This window comes from Aquabacterium sp., from assembly GCF_030652515.1.
GTDB lineage: Bacteria > Pseudomonadota > Gammaproteobacteria > Burkholderiales > Burkholderiaceae_C > Aquabacterium.
Map to the genome: position 1 here is coordinate 1 of NZ_JAUSAR010000206.1, position 18,400 is coordinate 18,400.

Genomic DNA, 18,400 nt, shown 5'->3' on the forward strand with positions numbered 1-18,400 from the left:
GCCGGTGCCGTAGTATTTCGCGAACCATGCGGCGACTGGCATCTGTTGCGATCCGGTGGCTGCGATGGTGGACATGGGGTCACGCAGATCGTGGCCCGCGTGCTGCCCCATGCGGGGCCCGCCGTTGTGCTGGGCGAGGAAGCCAGCCACGGTGGTCAGGCCAGCGCCGCCTGCGGTGATGGTATGGACAGGCTCATTTGCGCCATTGAACGGCTTTTGGCTGTTGCGCATCGTCATGATGTGCGGGGCGATCAGGGCAGAGTGATTGCCGCCTGCCAGAACGGTCGGGTGTGGCGCATCGACTCGCAATTCCCGCCGCTGGGTGCCTTTCAGCGAAAGCAGATGCGGCACGATCAGTTGGTTCTGATCCTTGCGGCTGGCGGTGATCGTGTGCATCGGATCGGCCATGTCGCGCACAGCGCCGCCGTGCTGGGCATAGGTCAGAACAGGCGCGATCAGGGCGTGGCGGTTCTCGGTGGTGACGGTGCGTAGGGGCGCGCCAAGATCAGCGCTGCGCACACCGCGCCCGTCATTGTGGCCGTAGAACGTGGCCAGCGCCGGGGCCAGTAGGCCGAGGGGGGCCGCACCACCTGGCTTTTTGATCCAGCTATTCGCCGTGACGGTCGGCATCGGTTCGCGCATATCCTGCCCGGTTGCGCCGCCGTTGAATCTGGTGATGCTCGGCGCGATCAGCGCATGCTTGACGCTGCCTGCCACGACCGTTGCCAGCGGGGCGGCGATGTCTTGGGTGCGCGGTGCTTGGCCGGGGCGTTCGCCATAGCCGACCTCGACCAAGAATGGCCGATCTGCCTCGATCACATAGCGCTTCATCCCGCGTGCGATCCGGGACAGGGTGTTGTCGGCCAAGGGTCGCTGCGACCGCAGGCCGTGTTTTGCAAAAACTTCATCCTTGCTGTCGAAGATCGACGGGCAGGCGATGGACCAATCAATGCACTCGGCGGCGGTGCGCCATGGCAGCAGCTTGCCACGCTTGACCTCGGCGCTGTTCGGGTCGCCGTGGGTAGGCTTTGGCCAGACGATGGCGCGGCCATCGCAGCGCGCCACCAGAAAGAACCGCTTGCGGATGGTTGGGGCGCCATAGTCGCATCCGCGCAGCTCGCGGTGCTGAACCTTGTAACCCGCACGGCGCAGGCGGCGCTTCCAATCGTCAAAGGTCTGGCCCGCGAACTCGCGGATCGGCTGGCCTTCGTTGTCGATTGGCCCCCATGTCAGAAATTCTTCGACGTTCTCCATGCAGATCACATCGGGTTTCACATGCTCGGCCCACCGCACCACCACCCACGCCAGATCGCGCACGTTGCGGTCACGCGGCGCACCGCCCTTGGCCTTGCTGAAATGCTTGCAGTCGGGCGAGGCCCACAGCAGCCCAACCTTGCGGCCCTTCGCGACGGTGCGCGGATCTACATCCCAGATGTTGCTATCGAGGTGCAGCGTATCGGGGTGGTTGGCGGCATGCAGGGCGAGGGCGGCGGTGGAGTGGTTGATTGCCACGTCGGGGCTGCGACCTAAGGCGCGTTCAATGCCAGTGCTGGCACCGCCGCCGCCTGCAAAGCTGTCGATGATCATGGGGGCCAGATCAAGCATGTAGGACGCTCCCTTGACGTTGCGGTTGGTTCACCCAATGTTCTACCGATGTGGACGCGGAAAAGAACTTTGATCGGCGGGACGGTGCTGGGCGATGACTGGGTCGTGTTGCGCCTCGGGCAGCAGGTGGGGCGGGTTTATCCGCTGCATGGCGGCAGCATGATGGACGCGCGCTATTGGTGGGGCACCTGGACGTTTCCGTCAGAGCATGGGCAAGCGCCCACGCGAGAGGCGGCGCTGGATGCGCTGCGGCAAGCCATTCGGCGGCGCTGGCCGGATAGCGTAGCTGTGCTGCCAAGTGCGTCTGGTAGGTAGGGTCAGCCATGCTGCACCTCGGGGAAGTCTTCGGGGCAGAGGCTTTCGCCTTTTGCCAGCGCGGCCTTTGCGCCTGCCAGAGTCAGGCGGAACGTGTCTTGCCCGCCAAGCCCGCCTGCGTGTCGCGTGACGGTGGCCAGCCCTGCGGAGACCAGCGCGTTCCATTTGGGGTGATCGGAGTGGCCCTTCCCGGCGCAGAAGCGGTTGCGGTAGGATCGGTTGTCGCTGTTGGGCAGGCCGAGGGCATGGCGGGCGAGGGCGATCTGTGCGGGGGTCATGCTGACCGCTCCATCTTGTAAACCGGATCCAGCCGCGCCTTGGTTTTGCGTTTGATGTAGTTCCAAGCCGCGCGCGACATCGGCAGCACATCTAGGCTGTCGCCGTTCTCTTGCATCAGATCGGCAAAGTGGTGGCCGTCGCCTACATCCTGACCATAGCGGCCAACCCAGCCGCAGATTTGCGCGCGGCGCAGGATGGTGTCCAAGGCTTTGGCGCCATCGCTAAAGATGATCGTCTCGCAAAGATCAAGGCGTTCACCCCCAGCCTTTTCGGCGCGCAATACCGCAAGGCGAATGCCAGCGGCATTGTCGGGAATGCCAAAGGTGCTCATGCTGCCACCTCGGGAAACTGCGACCATTCCACGCCATCCAGCAAGCGGCCTGCGCGTTTTTTGCCGTAGCGCCATGAATGGCTTTCGACGGTGCTATTGTCGGCTTCAAACCATTCGTGCATCCCGCGAGATGTCACGGGGTCGGGGAAGTGGGTGAAGTGATCATCGGGTGCCCACTCGCCCCACTGCTTGAACAGGAACGGCACGCCTGCGGCCACGCATTGATCGCGAAGGGATCGCGCCCAGTCGGGGTGCATCGGGCGGGCGTGGGGGCCGCTCTCGCCGCCGCAGATTACCCAGTCGAGGCCGCTGCGATCCCGTTTCCAATCGCCTTTGCCGCGTTGGCAATTGTGCAGCGCTGGGTAGCCCTTCTCACACCAAGCACATTCGCCCCAGCATTCCGAGTCCAGCGCGTTTTCGCCGTGCCATGCCTGTTCAAGGTCAACTTCGCCCAGCAGCGGCTCTGCGCTAATGAAGCGGATGGCGGCGGGGCAGGCCAGCAGGTGGGGGATGCGCAGATCGGCGCTGGCTTGGTCGCTGATCGAGGTGCCTAGCCAGACGTTGCGCAGTGGCCACGATTGGCCTTCAGCGAGCAGAAATAATTTGTCGCCATCACGACGGTCATTCGCCTCCCATCCGGGGCGGCGAATGTATGGACGGAAGCCGTCACCGCAGTGCAGCGCGCTCAAATACTCCCGCGCCCGCTCAGGCCGCTTCGTCAGCACCTGAAACGTATGCTGCGGGGCCAGCACCATCACGGCGAAAACCTTGTCGATCCATTCATCTGGCACATTGGGGTGAAACAGATCGCCGTGGGCGCAGACGAAGATCCTGCGGGGTTTCTTCCAGCGCAGAGGGTGGTCAAGCCATCCCTCGTTGAACCGCACCTCGCCGGTGAACTTGCTTTCGCCCGCCGCGTTCTTTCGGGCGAGGCCCTTGCGGCTGGGGTGGTCGCCGATCGCGTGCCAGCTGGTGATCAGGTGGGCGGCGTAGCAGTGGCGGCAGCCATCATCGACCAGTGTGCAACCGGTGATCGGATTCCGCGTCGCGTCGGTCCATTCGATCAGGGATTTGTCAGCCATTGGTTTTCCTCTCTGGCGCTTGGGATGCCTGCCCGGACGGGCAGGGCACCGAAGGGTCAGGCGGTGACGTGTTTGACGGCCCACATGACGGCCTGCTCGGCGTTTGTGATAGCCAGAGAGAGTTCACGGCTTTTGCCGATTTCATTGCATTTGGCGATGAACGCGGCACCTTGGTCTTTCAGATCGACCATTTGCTGTTTCTCAGCATCGGTCAGAACACGGTAAGTATGGCGCACGGCGTTGTTGGCGGTGCGATCATCGGAAGCGCTATCAACTCGATCAGTCATGGTGTTTGCTTTCTTGAAGTGGGTGCGCGGTGGTGTCCGACCGCGCGCGGGGTCACATCATGTTGCCCGGTTGGGCAAAATGGTTGGTCAGACCTCGGGCGTGCCGAGGAACAGCGGCAGTTCAGTTTCGGTGGCCGCAAAGGTCGTGGCCTCGGTGAAGGCGTGATCCTTGGCGTGTTGCGGGTCGTGGATGGTGAGGAAGAATTTCACCGTGGGGCCAGCCTTGCGGTATTGGAAGCGCACCGGCAGGCGGTAGGGCGGGCCGTTCTCAAAGACCGGGATGGCGATGAGGAACAGCTTTGGCACGCGGATCGGCTGGCCGCTGCCGTCGATGTGTTCTGATTTGGTTTGGATGGTCGCTTCGCCGGTCGTGGAGTTGTGCGCGACAGTGTAATCGGCGGTTTCGTTCACGGTGAATGACTTCGCCATGCCCAGCAACTGCGCGCCATTGCCGAAGGTGCCATCCAGACGGCGGGCAATGTCGATCAAGCGCATGTCGCTTTCGCTTGCCTCTGCCCCGGCGATTCCGGGTGAGGTCAGCGAGGTTGGCGGATCGATCACGTCAAGGATGTTGTCTTCCAGAAACGCGCCCATATCGACGCCCGACATTGCCTGACCGGACATTGCCATCCATGCCAGCCATTTGGGCGACAGCGGGAAGGCATAGGTGGCGCGGTGCTGGCCGTGGCGCGCGGTGCTTTCGCCATCGCTGCCAATCGCGGGTGCGCCCTGCTGATGGTAATCCGCGATGCAGGTGATCTTGGGCTTGTTCTCGGCGTTGCTGGCGTAAAGCACCGACTCGGCCCCTTTGAAGCGATTGGCCCAGTCGATCACGCTTTGCAGCGAGGTCATGGTGGCGGTGCCTTTGCGGGCAAAGGGTTGGATGCGATCCAGCAGCTTGCGCACCGCTTCGCTGTGATCTTCGACCTTGCGGTCTTTCGGCACGGAAAGCAGCAGTGGCCCGCCCGTCAGATCGGGCGGGGTTTCAATCAACGTGGTGTCGGCGGTTTCCGCCAGCAGCTTCGCCACGGTCTGGGCGACGTTTTCGGGGGTGGTGGTGTCCATCGGTTTACCTTTCAGATGGGGTGATCAGGTGCGCATGGCTTGCGCGGTGGGGGTGACATCGCGGATACCGGGCAGGCTGGGCTGCTGCGGGTTCTGCGGGGTGAGGTCGCCGTCTGCGGTGGTCCACAGGGTGGCGGCGGCTTTCGGGGTTTTAGGCTTGGTGAACTTCGCCTCGGCCTCGGCGGTGATGGTCAGTTGTTTGCCAAGGATGTAATCGAGGGTGATCACCACCTTGCCCTTGGCTTTGCCGCCGTGGGCCATCTGGTGGGTGTGCATGGCAACCACCAGTTCCTGATGTTCCAGCAAGAAATCATGCAGGAATTGCCCATTGTCGAATTGGGCAAGGATCTGGTCTGCGGTGCGCAGCAGGGGAAGTGGATCGGCCATATGGCTTCCTTTCGGCGTGAGGATTGGGCGGGGCAGGGCAGACATTGGGTGCGGTGCCTTTCGGGGTTAAGATGTGATCCAGCCCAGCAGCAGGGCAGCCAGACAGATGAAGGCGATGGCGCGCATCAGGGCGTTTGACGCCGTGATGAAGGCCTTGAACGGGGTTGTCTGTGGACGGCGCAAATCCGGCAGAGGGGTGTATTTCGCCACCAGCTTGCGGGCGTCTTCGATCTGCTCGGGCGTGATCTCGGCGCTGTCTTGGCGCATCGCTTGGGCGGTGTGTTTGTGCGGGCCTTGGGGTGCGATCATGACATGCTCTCGCCATCTTCCAGCACGCGGCGGGCGGCGATGCGCCAGCTGTTGGCGGCTTCCAGCAGGGTCAGGCCGGAGCCTGTGACGCCGAACAGGGCAATCTCGATCAGGTGGGTGCCGGGGCGGATCGACTTGGCCGGGTTGCCTGCGGGCGGTTCCATCCAGACGCCAAAGCCCTTTTGGCAGACAGCACGGATGGCATCGGCCAGCGCGTCCAGAGGCTTGTCTTCGGTGGCGGTGTAAAAGTTGATTAAGTAGGCGCGCTGGTGGGCATCGGCCCAAGCGGCGATATCGTCCGTTGGTGTCATGCTGACCGGATCGGGGGTGAGGGTGATAGGTTGTGTCACCCCATGCGACGGCAGGGCGAGGCTGATCTGATCCATCATCCGGCACTCCGCGCGGCAGCTTCGGCCAGCAGGGCGGGCAGCGCGGCGGTGACGTGCAACAGCATGGCATAACCGCCGATGGCGAGGGCGACGAGGATCACGGCAGCGGTGATGCTGCGGGTTATCTCCCAGCGGGCGCGCATCTCGGCCCGGTGGGCGGCGCGGTTGATCAGGGCTTGCGGCGGGGTGAGGTCGATCATGTCCGTGTCCCGTCCAGCCGTGCCTCGGCAGCAGCCCCGCGATCTTTCAGCCAAGTCGCCAGTGCGACCGCCTCTTGTGGCGTCACGTCGATTTTGAACTGGACGAAGCAGTCGCGGTCACAGACAGCGGTGCCTGCGATCAATGTGTCGCAAGAGATTTCGGCCAGATAGAAGTTGCGATCTGCGGTTGCCTCAAGCGGCAGTTGCAGCGGAAAGCCGATCATGCCGCACCGCCGATCTGGGCGGGGCGCAGGGTATCTTGCAGGTGACGGATGCGGATTTGGTTGAAGCGCTGGCCGCGTGCGGCTTTCAGGACGGCCCATGCAAAGGCGCGCAGGGCGGGCTGATCGTGGCACTGCTCGGGCGAGGTCGCCACATACAGCGCATCGGTCAACATGCGCGGGGTCGGATGGCGAAGGGCTGCGGGGTTGAGCATGGGGGCCTCCATCAAGGGATGATGGGACGGTTTATGCGCTTAATGAATATTCGCGTCAAGCATATAAATGCCCATTGTGAATAGGCCGCATAGACGGCAGCGAATCGCAACACCGATTGTAGCCGCTAGATCGTGTATATGGAGGTTTGGCATAATCATTGATTACGCCGGGTGTGGCGGTTTAGCGTGCACGCCTCATAGTTGTGGAATACTGCTAAATAGCTGTGGACAGACAAATTCTTGGCTATCCAACATCTGACCAATGTCTAAAATCACAGCGTTGTGATCAGAAATTAGGAGCTAAGTATGAAGTGGTTACTTGTGTCGGCGGCCTTACTGGCTGTCGTGTCGTGTGCTAAGGCCCCGGAAAACATCGCCGCGGTCGAAGTCGGTGGGGACGCGTATTCACGACATTCCTGCGCTCAACTTCGCGCTGACAAGCTGACAATTCAGCAAGGCCTGGACCAGGCCAGCGCGAAGCAAAAAGATGCAGCCTCTGGGGATGCTGTTGGTGTGCTGTTGCTTGGCTTGCCGCTGTCAAGCATGTCAGGCAATGACCAAGAGACTGTGATTGCCGTTGCAAAAGGCAAAATTCAAGCTATCGACCGTCAGGCGCTGGCCAAGGGCTGTAAGTAAGATCCGAAGCGACTGGCCGACAAGTTTTTGACTTGTCGGCTGTTTCTTAAGCGAGGCGATTTGGCCTACATGTTGTTTTCGAATCACATCAAAACTATAGATGGTATGCCATCCTGTGGATAACTACCTTTGTGGCCTACCTGTGCCGGGCTGGACTTGTATCACCTGTTCGCGCTAAGTTCTAATTGCATCCGGGGGGATACAATGGAATATGAGTTTGTTTCTAACATAAAATCTATGACTAACGACCAGTTCGACGCGTTTCTGCGTTGGGCACAGAATGATCTTTCGCAAAGGTCCGAGACATCTCAAGCCAAAGACCTTGGCGCTCTGCCGGAAGCTGCCTGTACATCTCAAGCAACTCATTCTCGCTGCGCGTGCGGTTCTCTTGAAATAGGTCGGACAACGGAACGTTAAGCGCAGCAGAAATCTTGCGGTAGTTTCTCAGGGTGACGCCATCGTCGCCCTTTTCTGCTCGTGAGATAGCAGGCTGCGAAAGCTGCGCCATTTCCGCAAGGTCGGTTTGGTTTAGGCCGCGCAGGCGGCGAAGGTTCTCTATGTTCATGTTTCGATTATGCGCCAAGCACTGTGCGGCGTCCAAACCGCCCTGTGAATAATCATGCTTGACGTGAATATTCACTATGGGCATAAGTGCGGACATGGAACATCTCCAATCATATCGTTTGCGTGAGGGACTGCGGCAAAGTGAATTTGCGCGGCTGGTCGGGTCTACGCAGGCCACAATTTCTAAGCTCGAAAGTGGTGGCGTTCAGCCAAGTCTTGACCTTGCTGTGCGGATCGAACGTGCCACGGCGGGCGCGGTGCCTGCGACGTCTTGGGTGCCCGAGGCCGATCTGGAAGCTGTCCCCAGACCCCCAAAGAGGATGCGGCATGATGGCTTTGGCTCGGCGCTTAAATCCCTTCGCGATGGTCCTCGGCTTTGCACGCACCGCAGGTCCAAATTTTGTCTTTCCTGCCAAGCACGCCGAACGGCCCCTTGGATTTCACAGCACTTGTTCTTCGCAGGGCGTGCGCGCCACAGGCGGGGCAGGGTTCTCCCGGTGTGAACTTGGCCGGAGCGGGCATCGCGGCTTTGCCTTCCAGCGCGGCAATACGGTTTTCCAGCGCCTCGATGCGCGGGGGCAGGGCTTTGATCGTTTTCCAGATCGGCAGTTGGTCGAGGAGTTTGATAATGTCTGATACCGAAATCATGCGGTCTATCCCTGAGGTTGATTCTGACATTGCCAGCGTATTGGGCGCGGTTGTTTCTGTCTTTTACAATCGCAGCTTCACGCTGACGCGGATCGTATCCTGCGAAGGTCAAACAATCGAAACCCGCATTGAGGCTAGCGCCTTCCTGCCCTCCAAGGAGGACGCGGCATGATGTTGTCTGCATTGATATCCCTGATCTTTCCGCGCCGCACAAAGCGCCGCAAGGCTGTGTTTGTGCCTGCGACGTGGCGGGGAACGTCTGCGATTTGCGGCTGCTGCGGCTCTGTAAACCTGTCGTTCGATCTGGCCGATGGCAGTGTCGTGCGTTTGAAGCTGCCCCGCGCCGAGATGGTGCATGTGCTGGAAACCTACGCCGAGTTTCAGGCCAACCCGCCGCGCCGTGCGCGGTGTCAGGGGTGCTTATACCAGCCTGACAATTCCTCGGGCAACCCGATTGCCGATGTGTCGATGGGTGCGCCAGCGGCGTCAAACGCGCCGGGTGCCGCGTTGTTGAGCAAATCATCAAGTGCGAGGGCTGGCGAATGATAGCTGGCAAGCGCCTCATCGTTGAACCATGGCACCCAGCGACCATCCGGGCGCTGTCTGATGCTCCAAAGTCCATGGGCCGTGCGGAATGTGAATGCGGGCATAGCGGTGTTTCCTTTTCCATCGGTCGGTCTTGCAACCCCGATGGTGAAGCGCAGGCCGGGGTTTTGCAATCTCGGCCTGCAATCCAAAGAGGACGCGGCATGATGGCTTTGGCATTCTCGGCATCCTTGGGTTGGGTTCGGCGTGTGCCCATCCCTCGCACGGGCCTATCCGCGCGCCAAGGAAACAAGGTTTCCGTGGGTTTGGTCCACTTTTCAAAAACAGAGGAAATTCCATGCTACGCAAGCTTGACCGCGACCCCGACCAAATCGTTATGCCGCGCGCGCTCGCGTCCAAATTGCTGCGGCATATCTTTGAGAACGGCAAATTCCCGAGTTGGCGGAATGAGTGTGCTGACGGCAACGACTCGCATTGGTTCCAATATACTTATGAACCTGTTGGGGATGATACCAAGACGCTTGGCTCAGATTTCATCAATGGCTGGATTGAGGCCTTTCTTGAACGTCCCGTTGCAGCGCATCAATCAACTGAAGAACCTCCGTCCGCTGCAGGGTGAAGGTGAAGTTGAGCAGTTCTTCGGGGTGATCATATGCCCGACCCATGGCCCAACCATTGGCGGCAGCGGTGATTACCAGCCCGATATTCAAGTGCGGGGTGGGGTGAACTTCGGTTGTGATCACCGGCATGTAAGGTTTTTTCATTTCAGCCATTTGGTGTCCTTTGGGTGTTTTTGCGGCTCCGATGGTGGCGACCGGGCTGAGGTTTGGCAACCCCGGCCCGCGTTTGCAGGATTGGGGGGGGCTTTGTGATGCATGCTGTAGCTGTTCGCCAAGTGGGGTTAGGGCCACATCAGGGTTACGAAAAAGTCAAAATGCCCGCCGACGCTTTCCTGATCGAGTGGACGGAATGGCTGCCGCATGACGGGCGAGGGCTGCCTGCGGCGTTGATCGGTCAGCGCATCATGGTGGCAGGTTTGGCCCATGATGGCTTTCACGCGCTGCCGGAACGCTTTCTGACCGTGACGACGGCTTATGCCTCATCCGAGGCAGCGGCGGTTTGGGATTGGTCGCAGGGTTGCGGCGGCGTTTCATGCTATCGTTTGATGCGAGTGGAACCGCTGAGCTTTGGGCAAGATTTGGTTGACGTCCTGAATGACGGTTTGGGGCGGTTGATGTTTGGGCTTGATGGGGTGGCTGAATGATGCCCCCCTTGCCCTCGGATTTGACGGCGGACTCAGGGGCCAAACATGTCCATCTGTCCGCCCTTGGTCGGATCGGGGTGCGGTCCAAGGGCCTCGGTTATACGCCCCATATTGATACCCAACATCGCCGCAACGCTGTGCCGGTGCATTCCTTCGGCTTCGAGCAAGCGCGCGGTTTCAATCTCGTCTTTGTCAAGGCTGGTGCGATGTATCGAAATCTCATTCATTTTCACCCCGGTGATGTGGTGGACCAAGATGGCCATCTTCGTTTCTCCATGTGTGGGGATGGCTATGCGCGGCAGGGGGCTTCCGACCCTCTGCCGCAACCATCGGTTACTAAAGATGCCAAGGCTGCGGTGCGATTCTATTCCTGTCAAGCGCCGCATAAGCCTGTGCATATGTGGACAACTCGGCCATGTGGGAAACTTTCCCCTCGGGGGTTTTCCCATGTCTGATCGGCAAGCCATCATCCGCGCCTTCATGGTCAATCTGATCCGCAAGGCGGGTGGTGTCGATGCGGCGGCGATGTTGATCGGCGCGGATTTGGGTGCGCCAGTGTCCAAAGGCTCGATCAGCAAGCGGCAGGCGGGTTATCTGGATTGGCCGCTGGTGGAAATCATGGCGCTGGAAGATGCGCTGTTGGATTATTCCTGCCGCGAATGGTTTGCCCAAACGACGCCCAAGGCCGTAGCGGATCAAAACCTGATGCACAGCGTGGGGCGGATGGCGGCAGAATCGGGCGAGGCGATGGCGGCGGCGATGGAGGCGGCGATGGAGTTCGCCTCGGGTCACGGCAGCAGGGCTTTGGCGCTTAAGGAGGCGCATGACGCGTTGCTGTCGGCCAGCAATCTGGTGGCGCAGTTGACTGGCGGGGGTGCGGCATGATCGTGCTTTCCCGCACAGGGTTTCATGGGGTTCAGCGTGCGGTGTTTACTGCTCTCGCGCGCGCCGGGAGTTTGGGCTTCGCCGCCTGCCTTCGGTTCACTGGTGCGGGCCTGCCAGCCCGTGCCCTTTTTACACTGGCCGGGGTTTTGCATCTTTTTCCCTGGACGCCATACCGGGGGGCCGTGGCGGGCCGCATGTGTGGCCCCCACCTCCCTCTGTTGGACCTGCGGGCGGCTGGCTTCGGTCAGTTGCCTGCTTTTTTCGGGAGCAAGCTATGAGCCGGAGCGCACGAGGGCTGTTTCGCGCGACGGGCAATGTGGCCCGCCCAGTGATGTCTGATCTGATCAACGGAGAGGCTGTGTATCAGGCGGAAAGCCCGCGCGAGGTTGATGATTTCTACCCAACGCCTCCCGAACCGATCCGGGGGCTGTTGCGGGTTGAGGCCCCATATCTGGACCACAGCCTGCCAATCTGGGAACCTGCTGCGGGTGACGGCGCGATGGTGCATGAAATGCGCAAGGCGGGTTATCACGTCTATGCGTCGGATCTGATCGACAGGGGCTGCGATGCGCAAATCCAGTCGTTCTATGATTTCAACGCGGCACCATCTCGTCAGGCAATCACCAACCCACCGTTTAATGAGTGCAACACAGGGGATTGGATACGGCACGCCTTTGAAGTGCTGGATCTGGATTACATGGCGCTGCTGCTGCCGATGGGCTGGCCCGGTGCCGAAAGCCGTGCTGCGCTATGGGCCAAGCATCCGCCCGCCCGCGTCTATCTGATGCGATGGCGCATTGATTTCACCGGGGCCGGTGCGCCGCCGATGCTGAATGCGTGGTTTGTCTGGGACCGGCGCAAGCAGGTGGGCGAGACGCAGCTACACATGCTGAGCCGGTCAGATGCCAGTCTAACGGGGGATCTGTTTTGAGTATCAGCGCGATCAAAGGGGTGGGCAACACCTGTCTGGCGCTGTGCGCCTGCGACACCTGCGCCGCCGAAATAACCCTTAATGCGATTCACGACACGGGGCATGGCGGTGCTGCCAAGGCACGATACCTGACCCTGAAAGAGCCGGGGATGGTCAACAAGGCGCTTGTTGCGCGGGGCTGGGAAGTGGGGAGGCGGATCCGCTGCCCTGCCTGTGTAGCTAAGAAATCAGAGGTAAAGCCCATGACAGACAATGTGCAGCCATTGCGCAGCCCGACACGCGAACAAAAGCGCCAGATCGTGGCGATGCTCGAATCCAGTTATGACACCGCGCGCGGCTGCTATCGCGGGACGGACACCGATTTGACCGTGGCTGAGGTGATTGGCGGCGGCGTGATGTTTGGCTGGGTCGCACAGGTTCGCGAAGATATGTTCGGGCCGGATGGCGGCAATGATGCGATAGGGCTGCTGGAAGCCGATTTGAAGCAATGGCAAGAGGATATGGCTGTGATTGCAGCGGCGGTGCAGGCATCCCAAGCTGACACGCTGACCAAGCTGCGCGAGTTCAATGATCATCGCGGCAAGGCGGGTGACTTCCTCAAGCGGCTTGAGGCGATCAAGGCCGCTGTCGGCCCGCGCGCGGCGGTGCGGTGATGGCGGGGCGGAGCGATCTGCGGTTGTCAGATGCGCGGGTGCGGGTTTTGTGGCCGGGTACAGAACTGACGCGCCGCACTGTGAAAGCGCTGGCCGGTTGCAGCTATGAAACCATCCGGCTGCGCGCCCGTGCGCTCGGCTTGCCCGCGCGCCCGACCGGGCGGTCAAAGTTGTGCGGGCCGTTGTTTGAGGCTTTATGGCGGGCGGGGGTGGCCTGCCATGAGATTGCCAAGCTGTTTGACAGTGTCGAGGCCTCTATCGGTGTAGCGGCTGCGGGTTTGGCCCTGCCGCCGCGTGCGCGTGGCGGGTGGCGTCCGCTTATGACGCTTGCCGAGTTCCAAGAGCGCACCCTTGCCGCTGCGATGCAGGCGCGATCTGCGAAGGATGCGCGGGCAGTTCTGGCTGCGATGAAGCAGGCGGAATCACAGGCTGCAGATCGGCAGGCGGCGTAATGGGGTTTGATCGTTCAATAGGCACCGATGGCACGCAGGCGCTTCGGATGTCCAATGAAGACTTGGCCCGCTTGGTCGCCCGTCTGGGTCTGACAGTGCAGGCGCTAAACGGCGTTGTGCAGGGATTGTCGCTGCGTGTGCGTACCTTGGAAGCTGAACTGACGGGAGCCAAGCGGCGGCACATGAAGCGGATGCAGCGCGAGGTGGCGCGGCGCGCGGTGGAGCGTCAGTTGCGGCGGGCTGCGATCACAGAGCGCGGCGAAAAGCTGCAACCTGCGGTGCCGATTGCGCAGATCGTATCCGAAGTTTCGGTCGAGTTTGGCATTGAAGTGACGGTCATTCTGGGGCGCGCGCAGGTGCGGGAAGTCACGGTCGCGCGGCAAGAGGTTTACATGCGGGCGCATGAGGAGGGGCACAGCTCCGCCAAGATTGGGCAGGCGATGGGGCGCAATCACGCCACTGTTTTGTGCGGCATGAAATCGGTGGCGATGCGACGGGCGATTGCGGCGCGGCGTAAGGCGGTGGCAGATGCTTAGCGCTGCTACCACCCCGCAACCCGGCCTCGCATACGGCGTGGTACGGCATATTCTGCCCGAGCGCTTTGGCAGCTATGCGGCGGCGGAACTGGGGGCAAGCCCGCTGCACGTTACTGGCTTGTGTTTCAACCCCAGCTGCGGCGCGCGGTTTGATCCGTCGCGGGTTTGGCAAATGTATTGCTGCGGCGCCTGTGAGCGGGCGTCGACCGCCGAGATGCGCGCTTGGGGCCACCGCATGGCGCTGCCACTGCTGGCGTGGCGGATGGGCAAATATGAACGCCATGACGCGGCTGTTCGCGCCCGCACCAATGCCGCGCGCCGCTACATCAGCCATGCGCAATCGCTGTGGCTGGCGGATCGGTTTGACCAGGCTGGGGGTGTATAATGGCGATCTATCCCGCCAAGGCCGCGCCATTTCATTGCGTGATTTGCGACAGGCTTGGCCCGCCGCAATGGGACAATCCAGCGCGCATGACCATCGCGCCGGTCTGCTACTACTGCGAGCGCAATTTCGGCGTCACCGGTGGAATGGCGGCGGCGCGGGATGATCGCTTGGCCAGTCAGGTCAGGGCGCTGGCCGAGGCAATCAGCGGTCTGGCTTACCGTCAAATGTACGATAGGAGCAACGCCCATGGCAGAGCGTGATTATGCGGCTACGCCGATTTCCGACATTCTTGGCCTGCGCGCGATCATTGATGGCCTTGCCACTGATTTGCAGGATTTGCGCGATCACAATATCAGCCCTGCGGATGGGTTGGCGCGGGCCGCGCTGGCAAAGCAGATATTCAACGGGGTGCGGCTTTACATCACCGCCGCCCGCAGCCTCGACGGTATGCCCAGCCCGGTGAGCCCACGCGGCGATGAGAAGTTGATTGAAGGTGGCCAAAAATGACTGCCTCACCATCGCAGCTTTCCTTATTGGTCGGGTCGGAAATCTGGACCGGATCCAAGAGGCAAAAGGATGCCTTGCGCGCAAAATTTGGGGGCAAGTGCGCCTACTGCGGCGGCGATCTGGATAAGATGCACGCCGATCATGTGAAGCCGATCACGCGGGTGGACCGTGACCCGTGGGGCAACCAACTGCCAATGGCTGAGCGCAAGCAGATGCACCCTGAGAACAATGTCGTGTCAAACATGATGCCTGCCTGCATCGGCTGCAATCTGCACAAGGGCGGGTACAGCCTTGAAGAATGGAGGGCGCTGCTTGGCCACGCGGCGTCAATCTTGGCGCGCGATAAGTCGCTTTTTCGCGCGGCGCTGCGGTTTGGGATAATTTCTGCCAATGCTGCGCCCATCAAGTTTTACTTTGAGAAGATCGGGTGCGCCTCATGACCGCCGCCCTGCGCCCATCCCATCTGCAACCCGTCGCGGTGGATGATCTGCCGGTCTATCCGATTCCGCGCACCGAGCGGTTGCCGGAACTCGCGTTTATCAAATGGGTGCCATCGCGCTGGCTGAGTTCTTCGGCCCCGGCGAAGTGCAGCTATGAGGTGCAGGGCATCGCGCGCGCTTTGTTCGATATCTCCACCTCGCAAAGCCCCATCGGCACCCTGCCCGATGATGATGAAGAACTTGCCCACCACCTGCGCCTGTCGATCCCATATTTCTCGGGCTTGCGCGCCCTTGGCGACCGTGGACCTTTGCGCAACTGGCATCGTTGCACCTCGGACGGTGAAATCCGCCTGATGCACCGCGTTGTCACCGAAAGCCTGCAAGACGTGCTGGAACGCCGCGAGGTGCGCGCTCTGTCGAAGGAAGCACAGGCCGAGCGCAAGCGGTTTGAGCGGCTGGTGGATGGTTTGAAGAACGCGGGCTTGAATGAAGAGGTCACCGCAGACGGTATCCTGATCAAGCGCATGGATGATTGGCTGAAAGACAACTGGCAGGGCAGCCGTACTATTAAGGCTTACCTGCAAGTTATTGTTCACGCTCGGAAAGTGGGCTGGTTCATGGCTGATTGAAATCTGTCCCAAATCTGTCCCAATCTGTCAAAAAGACGGATTTGGACAGTACAGGACAGTCCTGCGACGGAAAATACAGTCCTGCGTAGAAGAGAAGAGAAAAGAATAGATAAGACCTGAGAATACAAAAAACGCGAAAACCCAAGGGCAAGCCTGTGGATAAGTCGCATTGCTGAGAAAAGGGAAAGGGGCAGATATGAGCGATCACGATGACGACGAAGCGGGCAACCAGGCGGTGCGTGATCTGTTGATCCAGCCCCTGAACGATGCCGGGTTGAAACGCCCGCGTGGGCTGTCCGAGCGCGCGCAGAAAGATGCCCTCGCCTTGCTGGTGCGCGATCTGGATCACATGAGTGCTGAGAACCTGCGCACCCTATGCGATGCCGTGCTGCGGCAGGCGACCTTGCCGGGGCCGGGGCAGGGCCACTGGCCAGCTGCGGTACTGATCATCGCTTGGGGGCACGGGTTGCAGATTCGCCCGTTCCGGCTGCACCGCTTGGTCACCTCTTGGCTGTCGTCGATTGAGGGGCCGAAGGCCGAAGCGGGCGGCTGGCTGGTGCAACTGTTCCGCTTCCTGCGTCAGCACAAGCGCCCGCCGACGCAGTTCGATCTGTCCGAGATTCGCAATCAGGCGCGCGAGGATAACCGGCACCTGACAAACGTGGCTGATTGGGTGGCGCGCGGCACGGCATCAGAGCCGGATCGGCAGTGGCATGAAGGCTACCTGTCCGATCAGCAGATGGCGCGGGATTTCGTCGATCAGGGGCAGGCCAAACGGGCGGCAGAGAACAAGAAACAGGATGGGGTGGCGGCATGATGATCAATGCGATTGAGGGATGCACGCGGGTGATTGGGAAGTCGCAGGGTTATCTCGGCCTGCCGCGGCGCAATGGCGAAATCGGCGGCGTTCTGGTGATGACGAGCAGCTGGCAGCCAACACCCACCGAATTGGCGGCGCTGGCCGAAGGTGCCCCGATCTATGTCACATTGCACGGTCAGGCACATCCGCCGATCATGGTCAGCATCGGCCCGGTGCCAGAGGTGGTGGCATGAGTCTCGACCGACTGTCACAGATCGTTCAAGCCTCGGCGCTGGATGCCCTACACCCAGAGGATCGCGCCACATTGCAGCGGGCGGGCCTGACAGGTGCCAATCTGCGGGCGGCTGCCTTCGACGCAATGTCCGAGCCAGAACGCATCGCATTGGTCAGGGCGGCAGGTGCCGTGCCGGATACCTGTGGAGACGCCATCCCGATGGCCCCGGCGCGCGGCCCGGTGCGGACGCTCGATTACCTTGCCAGCTATCCCAAGGGCGAGAATGAGACTCATCTCGCCCCTGCTGGCTACGCGGGCCGCAAAACCATGAAGCGCCTGGATGTGTTCGACCTGATGGCGGCACAGTCGGCCCGCAAGGGTGGCTGCCTTGCCCTGACAGACAGTCAGATCGGCATGGCCCGCGCTTATCGCACCCTGACCGAGGATCTGCTGGCAGGTGCTGTGCGGTGCAGCAGCATGGAGGCGATGCGGTCAGGTGGTGGTGGGTCGCGCGAAGGCTTCACCGATCACCGGCTGGATATGTCGCGCCGCCTTGACCTTCTGCACAAGCGCATTGGCCCCGGCGCAGGCCTCGCCATCCGCCGCATCCGCCCAAGCAAACGCGGTGAAGCGCTCCGCCGCAACATCGCAGACCGCGCATTGGTCGATGCGGTATGCTTGCAAGATCAGGACATGGCGACGGTGCTGCGCGCGCATGGATGGGCTGTGAAGGGCGACACGGTGAAGGCCGCAACAGCAGCCGTCGCTGCTGCGTTGGATCGAATGATCGGCCCGGTGTGCAGATCTGGCATCGTTGGCGCGCATTATGGCGATCAGCCGGTCAGTATGCTTATCATGGGGAAGAAGTGATGGCGCGGGAATATCGTATACGATGGGCCATCGTAGAGCGGTGCAACGGCTATACCTGCTGGCCAGAGCGGATGTGCATCGCAGAGCGCCGCGTGACAGTCTTTTGGTTCATCCGCTTCTGGTTTCCGTTTGGCGTGGCTGGGTGGCGCAAGACACAAGAGGCTGCTGAGATGGACATCCAGCGCGACATCTCGCTCAACGCGCCGATTCCCTCGCCGATGTTATGGTTGGATGGCGACCACAAACCCCCTTGACAGCTTAAGTCATCCGGTCGCATAACCATTGTTATGATCTACATCTGCGCCCAGCCCCCAAGCTGAGGCGCAGTTTGCATTTGAAGGTGGGGTAGTGAGGTGAGCACAGGGCTTCGTCTCGACACATCTGCCTTCACCTCTGCTTTGCAGGCGCTGGCCAGTCGTGACGTTGGTATCGCTGTGGCTTGGGCGTTGAATGACACCGCAACCGATGTGCTGGAGCATATCCAAGATCGAATGAAGGTCGTCTTCGATAGGCCCACACGTTTCACACAGAACGCCTTCATGGTGGTCAAGGCGCAAGCGAACAGGCCAGAAGCTGCGGTGCAAGAGCGACCATTGGTTGGGTCGCGGCATTATCTGAAGGTTGAGGAAGGCGGTGGGCCAAGGGCACAGTCGGGCTTTGAGCGGCTACTGTCTCGTAGCCTTGCCTATGAAGGCATTGTCCAGTCGATCATTCCGGCCGACAACGCGCGGCTTG

General features: G+C 61.0%; 35 protein-coding genes and 2 pseudogenes. 21 read left to right on the forward strand and 16 right to left on the reverse strand.

Annotated features, from left to right (window positions below):
- Nucleotides 1-1,605, reverse strand: a 1,605-nt coding sequence (locus tag Q7V20_RS22945) for a DNA cytosine methyltransferase (RefSeq protein WP_304796264.1), incomplete at its 3' end; no start/stop codon positions are given.
- A gap of 48 nt (nucleotides 1,606-1,653) precedes the next feature.
- Between Q7V20_RS22945 and Q7V20_RS22950 the strand changes: the two genes are divergently transcribed.
- Entirely contained in the window at nucleotides 1,654-1,920 is a 267-nt protein-coding gene (locus Q7V20_RS22950; protein WP_304796266.1) for a hypothetical protein, read from the forward strand.
- Between the two features lie 2 nt (nucleotides 1,921-1,922).
- Here the strand turns inward: Q7V20_RS22950 and Q7V20_RS22955 are convergent, their stop codons facing one another.
- From Q7V20_RS22955 to Q7V20_RS23005, 11 genes are all read right to left on the reverse strand, one after another.
- Entirely contained in the window at nucleotides 1,923-2,198 is a 276-nt protein-coding gene (locus tag Q7V20_RS22955; RefSeq protein WP_304796268.1) for a hypothetical protein, read from the reverse strand.
- Complete coding sequence (locus Q7V20_RS22960; protein WP_304796269.1) at nucleotides 2,195-2,530, reverse strand: hypothetical protein; 336 nt, start codon at nucleotides 2,528-2,530, stop codon at nucleotides 2,195-2,197. The genes Q7V20_RS22955 and Q7V20_RS22960 overlap by 4 nt, the downstream gene beginning before the upstream one ends.
- Nucleotides 2,527-3,612 (reverse strand): phage Gp37/Gp68 family protein, encoded by a 1,086-nt coding sequence (locus tag Q7V20_RS22965; RefSeq protein ID WP_304796271.1) that lies wholly within the window; start codon nucleotides 3,610-3,612, stop codon nucleotides 2,527-2,529. Before Q7V20_RS22965 ends, Q7V20_RS22960 begins: the two co-directional genes overlap by 4 nt.
- Nucleotides 3,613-3,668: 56 nt before the next feature.
- Entirely contained in the window at nucleotides 3,669-3,899 is a 231-nt protein-coding gene (locus Q7V20_RS22970) for a hypothetical protein (protein ID WP_304796273.1), read from the reverse strand.
- An 87-nt stretch (nucleotides 3,900-3,986) separates the two neighbouring features.
- Entirely contained in the window at nucleotides 3,987-4,964 is a 978-nt protein-coding gene (locus Q7V20_RS22975; RefSeq protein ID WP_304796274.1) for a DUF2303 family protein, read from the reverse strand.
- A 24-nt stretch (nucleotides 4,965-4,988) separates the two neighbouring features.
- Nucleotides 4,989-5,396: a hypothetical protein gene (locus tag Q7V20_RS22980; RefSeq protein ID WP_304796276.1), complete on the reverse strand. Its 408-nt coding sequence runs from the start codon at nucleotides 5,394-5,396 to the stop codon at nucleotides 4,989-4,991.
- 21 nt (nucleotides 5,397-5,417) lie between these two features.
- Nucleotides 5,418-5,660 carry a hypothetical protein gene (locus Q7V20_RS22985; RefSeq protein ID WP_304796278.1) on the reverse strand — a complete coding sequence of 81 codons (243 nt, stop codon included), beginning with the start codon at nucleotides 5,658-5,660 and terminating at the stop codon, nucleotides 5,418-5,420.
- Nucleotides 5,657-6,049 carry a hypothetical protein gene (locus Q7V20_RS22990; RefSeq protein ID WP_304796280.1) on the reverse strand — a complete coding sequence of 131 codons (393 nt, stop codon included), beginning with the start codon at nucleotides 6,047-6,049 and terminating at the stop codon, nucleotides 5,657-5,659. Before Q7V20_RS22990 ends, Q7V20_RS22985 begins: the two co-directional genes overlap by 4 nt.
- Nucleotides 6,046-6,249, reverse strand: coding sequence for a hypothetical protein (locus Q7V20_RS22995; protein ID WP_304796282.1), 204 nt, complete (start codon nucleotides 6,247-6,249; stop codon nucleotides 6,046-6,048). Before Q7V20_RS22995 ends, Q7V20_RS22990 begins: the two co-directional genes overlap by 4 nt.
- Nucleotides 6,246-6,473 carry a hypothetical protein gene (locus tag Q7V20_RS23000; RefSeq protein WP_304796283.1) on the reverse strand — a complete coding sequence of 76 codons (228 nt, stop codon included), beginning with the start codon at nucleotides 6,471-6,473 and terminating at the stop codon, nucleotides 6,246-6,248. The genes Q7V20_RS22995 and Q7V20_RS23000 overlap by 4 nt, the downstream gene beginning before the upstream one ends.
- Nucleotides 6,470-6,685 (reverse strand): hypothetical protein, encoded by a 216-nt coding sequence (locus Q7V20_RS23005; protein WP_304796285.1) that lies wholly within the window; start codon nucleotides 6,683-6,685, stop codon nucleotides 6,470-6,472. Before Q7V20_RS23005 ends, Q7V20_RS23000 begins: the two co-directional genes overlap by 4 nt.
- A gap of 306 nt (nucleotides 6,686-6,991) precedes the next feature.
- Between Q7V20_RS23005 and Q7V20_RS23010 the strand changes: the two genes are divergently transcribed.
- Nucleotides 6,992-7,321, forward strand: coding sequence for a hypothetical protein (locus Q7V20_RS23010; RefSeq protein WP_304796286.1), 330 nt, complete (start codon nucleotides 6,992-6,994; stop codon nucleotides 7,319-7,321).
- Nucleotides 7,322-7,562: 241 nt separating this feature from the next.
- Here the strand turns inward: Q7V20_RS23010 and Q7V20_RS23015 are convergent, their stop codons facing one another.
- Nucleotides 7,563-7,982 (reverse strand): helix-turn-helix domain-containing protein, encoded by a 420-nt coding sequence (locus Q7V20_RS23015; protein WP_304796288.1) that lies wholly within the window; start codon nucleotides 7,980-7,982, stop codon nucleotides 7,563-7,565.
- Between Q7V20_RS23015 and Q7V20_RS24425 the strand changes: the two are divergent.
- A pseudogene (locus tag Q7V20_RS24425) lies at nucleotides 7,981-8,118 on the forward strand (helix-turn-helix transcriptional regulator); the annotation flags it as partial. The gene Q7V20_RS23015 and the pseudogene Q7V20_RS24425 overlap by 2 nt on opposite strands.
- 115 nt (nucleotides 8,119-8,233) lie before the next feature.
- On the opposite strand, the gene Q7V20_RS23020 reads toward Q7V20_RS24425, so the two are convergent.
- Nucleotides 8,234-8,533, reverse strand: a complete 300-nt coding sequence (locus Q7V20_RS23020; RefSeq protein WP_304796290.1) for an ABC transporter C-terminal domain-containing protein — start codon at nucleotides 8,531-8,533, stop codon at nucleotides 8,234-8,236.
- Here Q7V20_RS23020 and Q7V20_RS23025 point away from each other — a divergent pair.
- Together Q7V20_RS23025 and Q7V20_RS23030 are read left to right on the forward strand one after the other, a co-directional pair.
- Nucleotides 8,514-8,705: a hypothetical protein gene (locus Q7V20_RS23025; RefSeq protein ID WP_304796292.1), complete on the forward strand. Its 192-nt coding sequence runs from the start codon at nucleotides 8,514-8,516 to the stop codon at nucleotides 8,703-8,705. The two genes, Q7V20_RS23020 and Q7V20_RS23025, sit on opposite strands and share 20 nt — an antisense overlap.
- Nucleotides 8,702-9,079, forward strand: coding sequence for a hypothetical protein (locus tag Q7V20_RS23030; RefSeq protein ID WP_304796294.1), 378 nt, complete (start codon nucleotides 8,702-8,704; stop codon nucleotides 9,077-9,079). The genes Q7V20_RS23025 and Q7V20_RS23030 overlap by 4 nt, the downstream gene beginning before the upstream one ends.
- A gap of 536 nt (nucleotides 9,080-9,615) precedes the next feature.
- Here Q7V20_RS23030 and Q7V20_RS23035 read toward each other — a convergent pair.
- Complete coding sequence (locus tag Q7V20_RS23035) at nucleotides 9,616-9,852, reverse strand: hypothetical protein (RefSeq protein ID WP_304796296.1); 237 nt, start codon at nucleotides 9,850-9,852, stop codon at nucleotides 9,616-9,618.
- A gap of 161 nt (nucleotides 9,853-10,013) precedes the next feature.
- On the opposite strand from Q7V20_RS23035, the gene Q7V20_RS23040 reads away from it, so the two are divergent.
- A complete protein-coding gene (locus tag Q7V20_RS23040; protein WP_304796297.1) occupies nucleotides 10,014-10,343 on the forward strand; it encodes a hypothetical protein in 330 nt (109 codons plus the stop codon).
- A 32-nt stretch (nucleotides 10,344-10,375) separates the two neighbouring features.
- Here Q7V20_RS23040 and Q7V20_RS23045 read toward each other — a convergent pair whose 3' ends face one another.
- Nucleotides 10,376-10,606 carry a hypothetical protein gene (locus Q7V20_RS23045; RefSeq protein WP_304796299.1) on the reverse strand — a complete coding sequence of 77 codons (231 nt, stop codon included), beginning with the start codon at nucleotides 10,604-10,606 and terminating at the stop codon, nucleotides 10,376-10,378.
- 217 nt (nucleotides 10,607-10,823) lie between these two features.
- Here Q7V20_RS23045 and Q7V20_RS23050 point away from each other — a divergent pair, with 217 nt between their 5' ends.
- From Q7V20_RS23050 to Q7V20_RS23120, 15 genes and pseudogenes are all read left to right on the forward strand, one after another.
- Complete coding sequence (locus Q7V20_RS23050; RefSeq protein WP_304796301.1) at nucleotides 10,824-11,228, forward strand: hypothetical protein; 405 nt, start codon at nucleotides 10,824-10,826, stop codon at nucleotides 11,226-11,228.
- A gap of 331 nt (nucleotides 11,229-11,559) precedes the next feature.
- Complete coding sequence (locus tag Q7V20_RS23055; protein WP_304796303.1) at nucleotides 11,560-12,159, forward strand: hypothetical protein; 600 nt, start codon at nucleotides 11,560-11,562, stop codon at nucleotides 12,157-12,159.
- On the forward strand, nucleotides 12,156-12,812 hold the full coding sequence (locus tag Q7V20_RS23060) for a hypothetical protein (RefSeq protein ID WP_304796305.1): 657 nt from the start codon (nucleotides 12,156-12,158) through the stop codon (nucleotides 12,810-12,812). The genes Q7V20_RS23055 and Q7V20_RS23060 overlap by 4 nt, the downstream gene beginning before the upstream one ends.
- An 80-nt stretch (nucleotides 12,813-12,892) precedes the next feature.
- On the forward strand, nucleotides 12,893-13,264 hold the full coding sequence (locus Q7V20_RS23065) for a hypothetical protein (RefSeq protein ID WP_304796308.1): 372 nt from the start codon (nucleotides 12,893-12,895) through the stop codon (nucleotides 13,262-13,264).
- A gap of 47 nt (nucleotides 13,265-13,311) precedes the next feature.
- Nucleotides 13,312-13,800, forward strand: coding sequence for a helix-turn-helix domain-containing protein (locus tag Q7V20_RS23070; protein ID WP_304796310.1), 489 nt, complete (start codon nucleotides 13,312-13,314; stop codon nucleotides 13,798-13,800).
- The gene (locus Q7V20_RS23075; protein ID WP_304796312.1) at nucleotides 13,793-14,185 is read left to right on the forward strand and encodes a hypothetical protein; all 393 of its coding nucleotides are present in this window, start codon (nucleotides 13,793-13,795) and stop codon (nucleotides 14,183-14,185) included. Before Q7V20_RS23070 ends, Q7V20_RS23075 begins: the two co-directional genes overlap by 8 nt.
- Nucleotides 14,185-14,445, forward strand: coding sequence for a hypothetical protein (locus Q7V20_RS23080; protein ID WP_304796315.1), 261 nt, complete (start codon nucleotides 14,185-14,187; stop codon nucleotides 14,443-14,445). Before Q7V20_RS23075 ends, Q7V20_RS23080 begins: the two co-directional genes overlap by 1 nt.
- The gene (locus Q7V20_RS23085; RefSeq protein WP_304796317.1) at nucleotides 14,432-14,692 is read left to right on the forward strand and encodes a hypothetical protein; all 261 of its coding nucleotides are present in this window, start codon (nucleotides 14,432-14,434) and stop codon (nucleotides 14,690-14,692) included. The genes Q7V20_RS23080 and Q7V20_RS23085 overlap by 14 nt, the downstream gene beginning before the upstream one ends.
- Complete coding sequence (locus Q7V20_RS23090; protein WP_304796320.1) at nucleotides 14,689-15,132, forward strand: HNH endonuclease; 444 nt, start codon at nucleotides 14,689-14,691, stop codon at nucleotides 15,130-15,132. Before Q7V20_RS23085 ends, Q7V20_RS23090 begins: the two co-directional genes overlap by 4 nt.
- Nucleotides 15,129-15,761, forward strand: a complete 633-nt coding sequence (locus Q7V20_RS23095; RefSeq protein ID WP_304796322.1) for a hypothetical protein — start codon at nucleotides 15,129-15,131, stop codon at nucleotides 15,759-15,761. The genes Q7V20_RS23090 and Q7V20_RS23095 overlap by 4 nt, the downstream gene beginning before the upstream one ends.
- Nucleotides 15,762-15,957: 196 nt before the next feature.
- The gene (locus tag Q7V20_RS23100) at nucleotides 15,958-16,578 is read left to right on the forward strand and encodes a hypothetical protein (protein WP_304796325.1); all 621 of its coding nucleotides are present in this window, start codon (nucleotides 15,958-15,960) and stop codon (nucleotides 16,576-16,578) included.
- Nucleotides 16,575-16,814, forward strand: coding sequence for a hypothetical protein (locus Q7V20_RS23105; RefSeq protein ID WP_304796326.1), 240 nt, complete (start codon nucleotides 16,575-16,577; stop codon nucleotides 16,812-16,814). The genes Q7V20_RS23100 and Q7V20_RS23105 overlap by 4 nt, the downstream gene beginning before the upstream one ends.
- On the forward strand, nucleotides 16,811-17,665 hold the full coding sequence (locus Q7V20_RS23110; RefSeq protein ID WP_304796328.1) for a hypothetical protein: 855 nt from the start codon (nucleotides 16,811-16,813) through the stop codon (nucleotides 17,663-17,665). Before Q7V20_RS23105 ends, Q7V20_RS23110 begins: the two co-directional genes overlap by 4 nt.
- A gap of 92 nt (nucleotides 17,666-17,757) precedes the next feature.
- Nucleotides 17,758-17,919, forward strand: coding sequence for a hypothetical protein (locus Q7V20_RS23115; protein ID WP_304796331.1), 162 nt, complete (start codon nucleotides 17,758-17,760; stop codon nucleotides 17,917-17,919).
- Between the two features lie 99 nt (nucleotides 17,920-18,018).
- Nucleotides 18,019-18,400 (forward strand): annotated as a pseudogene (locus Q7V20_RS23120) (hypothetical protein); the annotation flags it as partial.

Excerpts from the sequence above, each read along its gene's own strand:
- Q7V20_RS22995 (WP_304796282.1), bottom strand. The coding sequence starts at position 6,249 with ATGATCGACCTCACCCCGCCGCAAGCCCTGATCAACCGCGCCGCCCAC.
- Q7V20_RS23020 (WP_304796290.1), bottom strand. The coding sequence starts at position 8,533 with ATGATTTCGGTATCAGACATTATCAAACTCCTCGACCAACTGCCGATC.
- Q7V20_RS23095 (WP_304796322.1), top strand. The coding sequence starts at position 15,129 with ATGACCGCCGCCCTGCGCCCATCCCATCTGCAACCCGTCGCGGTGGAT.
- Q7V20_RS23085 (WP_304796317.1), top strand. The coding sequence starts at position 14,432 with ATGGCAGAGCGTGATTATGCGGCTACGCCGATTTCCGACATTCTTGGC.
- Q7V20_RS23075 (WP_304796312.1), top strand. The coding sequence starts at position 13,793 with ATGCTTAGCGCTGCTACCACCCCGCAACCCGGCCTCGCATACGGCGTG.
- Q7V20_RS23090 (WP_304796320.1), top strand. The coding sequence starts at position 14,689 with ATGACTGCCTCACCATCGCAGCTTTCCTTATTGGTCGGGTCGGAAATC.
- Q7V20_RS23035 (WP_304796296.1), bottom strand. The coding sequence starts at position 9,852 with ATGGCTGAAATGAAAAAACCTTACATGCCGGTGATCACAACCGAAGTT.
- Q7V20_RS22960 (WP_304796269.1), bottom strand. The coding sequence starts at position 2,530 with ATGAGCACCTTTGGCATTCCCGACAATGCCGCTGGCATTCGCCTTGCG.
- Q7V20_RS22985 (WP_304796278.1), bottom strand. The coding sequence starts at position 5,660 with ATGATCGCACCCCAAGGCCCGCACAAACACACCGCCCAAGCGATGCGC.
- Q7V20_RS23070 (WP_304796310.1), top strand. The coding sequence starts at position 13,312 with ATGTCCAATGAAGACTTGGCCCGCTTGGTCGCCCGTCTGGGTCTGACA.
- Q7V20_RS23000 (WP_304796283.1), bottom strand. The coding sequence starts at position 6,473 with ATGATCGGCTTTCCGCTGCAACTGCCGCTTGAGGCAACCGCAGATCGC.
- Q7V20_RS22970 (WP_304796273.1), bottom strand. The coding sequence starts at position 3,899 with ATGACTGATCGAGTTGATAGCGCTTCCGATGATCGCACCGCCAACAAC.
- Q7V20_RS23025 (WP_304796292.1), top strand. The coding sequence starts at position 8,514 with ATGTCTGATACCGAAATCATGCGGTCTATCCCTGAGGTTGATTCTGAC.
- Q7V20_RS23105 (WP_304796326.1), top strand. The coding sequence starts at position 16,575 with ATGATGATCAATGCGATTGAGGGATGCACGCGGGTGATTGGGAAGTCG.
- Q7V20_RS23080 (WP_304796315.1), top strand. The coding sequence starts at position 14,185 with ATGGCGATCTATCCCGCCAAGGCCGCGCCATTTCATTGCGTGATTTGC.
- Q7V20_RS22975 (WP_304796274.1), bottom strand. The coding sequence starts at position 4,964 with ATGGACACCACCACCCCCGAAAACGTCGCCCAGACCGTGGCGAAGCTG.
- Q7V20_RS23030 (WP_304796294.1), top strand. The coding sequence starts at position 8,702 with ATGATGTTGTCTGCATTGATATCCCTGATCTTTCCGCGCCGCACAAAG.
- Q7V20_RS23015 (WP_304796288.1), bottom strand. The coding sequence starts at position 7,982 with ATGTCCGCACTTATGCCCATAGTGAATATTCACGTCAAGCATGATTAT.
- Q7V20_RS23110 (WP_304796328.1), top strand. The coding sequence starts at position 16,811 with ATGAGTCTCGACCGACTGTCACAGATCGTTCAAGCCTCGGCGCTGGAT.
- Q7V20_RS22990 (WP_304796280.1), bottom strand. The coding sequence starts at position 6,049 with ATGATGGATCAGATCAGCCTCGCCCTGCCGTCGCATGGGGTGACACAA.
- Q7V20_RS23055 (WP_304796303.1), top strand. The coding sequence starts at position 11,560 with ATGTCTGATCTGATCAACGGAGAGGCTGTGTATCAGGCGGAAAGCCCG.
- Q7V20_RS23100 (WP_304796325.1), top strand. The coding sequence starts at position 15,958 with ATGAGCGATCACGATGACGACGAAGCGGGCAACCAGGCGGTGCGTGAT.
- Q7V20_RS23040 (WP_304796297.1), top strand. The coding sequence starts at position 10,014 with ATGCCCGCCGACGCTTTCCTGATCGAGTGGACGGAATGGCTGCCGCAT.
- Q7V20_RS22965 (WP_304796271.1), bottom strand. The coding sequence starts at position 3,612 with ATGGCTGACAAATCCCTGATCGAATGGACCGACGCGACGCGGAATCCG.
- Q7V20_RS22955 (WP_304796268.1), bottom strand. The coding sequence starts at position 2,198 with ATGACCCCCGCACAGATCGCCCTCGCCCGCCATGCCCTCGGCCTGCCC.
- Q7V20_RS23045 (WP_304796299.1), bottom strand. The coding sequence starts at position 10,606 with ATGGCCATCTTGGTCCACCACATCACCGGGGTGAAAATGAATGAGATT.
- Q7V20_RS23050 (WP_304796301.1), top strand. The coding sequence starts at position 10,824 with ATGGTCAATCTGATCCGCAAGGCGGGTGGTGTCGATGCGGCGGCGATG.
- Q7V20_RS23005 (WP_304796285.1), bottom strand. The coding sequence starts at position 6,685 with ATGCTCAACCCCGCAGCCCTTCGCCATCCGACCCCGCGCATGTTGACC.
- Q7V20_RS22950 (WP_304796266.1), top strand. The coding sequence starts at position 1,654 with ATGTGGACGCGGAAAAGAACTTTGATCGGCGGGACGGTGCTGGGCGAT.
- Q7V20_RS23010 (WP_304796286.1), top strand. The coding sequence starts at position 6,992 with ATGAAGTGGTTACTTGTGTCGGCGGCCTTACTGGCTGTCGTGTCGTGT.
- Q7V20_RS22980 (WP_304796276.1), bottom strand. The coding sequence starts at position 5,396 with ATGTCTGCCCTGCCCCGCCCAATCCTCACGCCGAAAGGAAGCCATATG.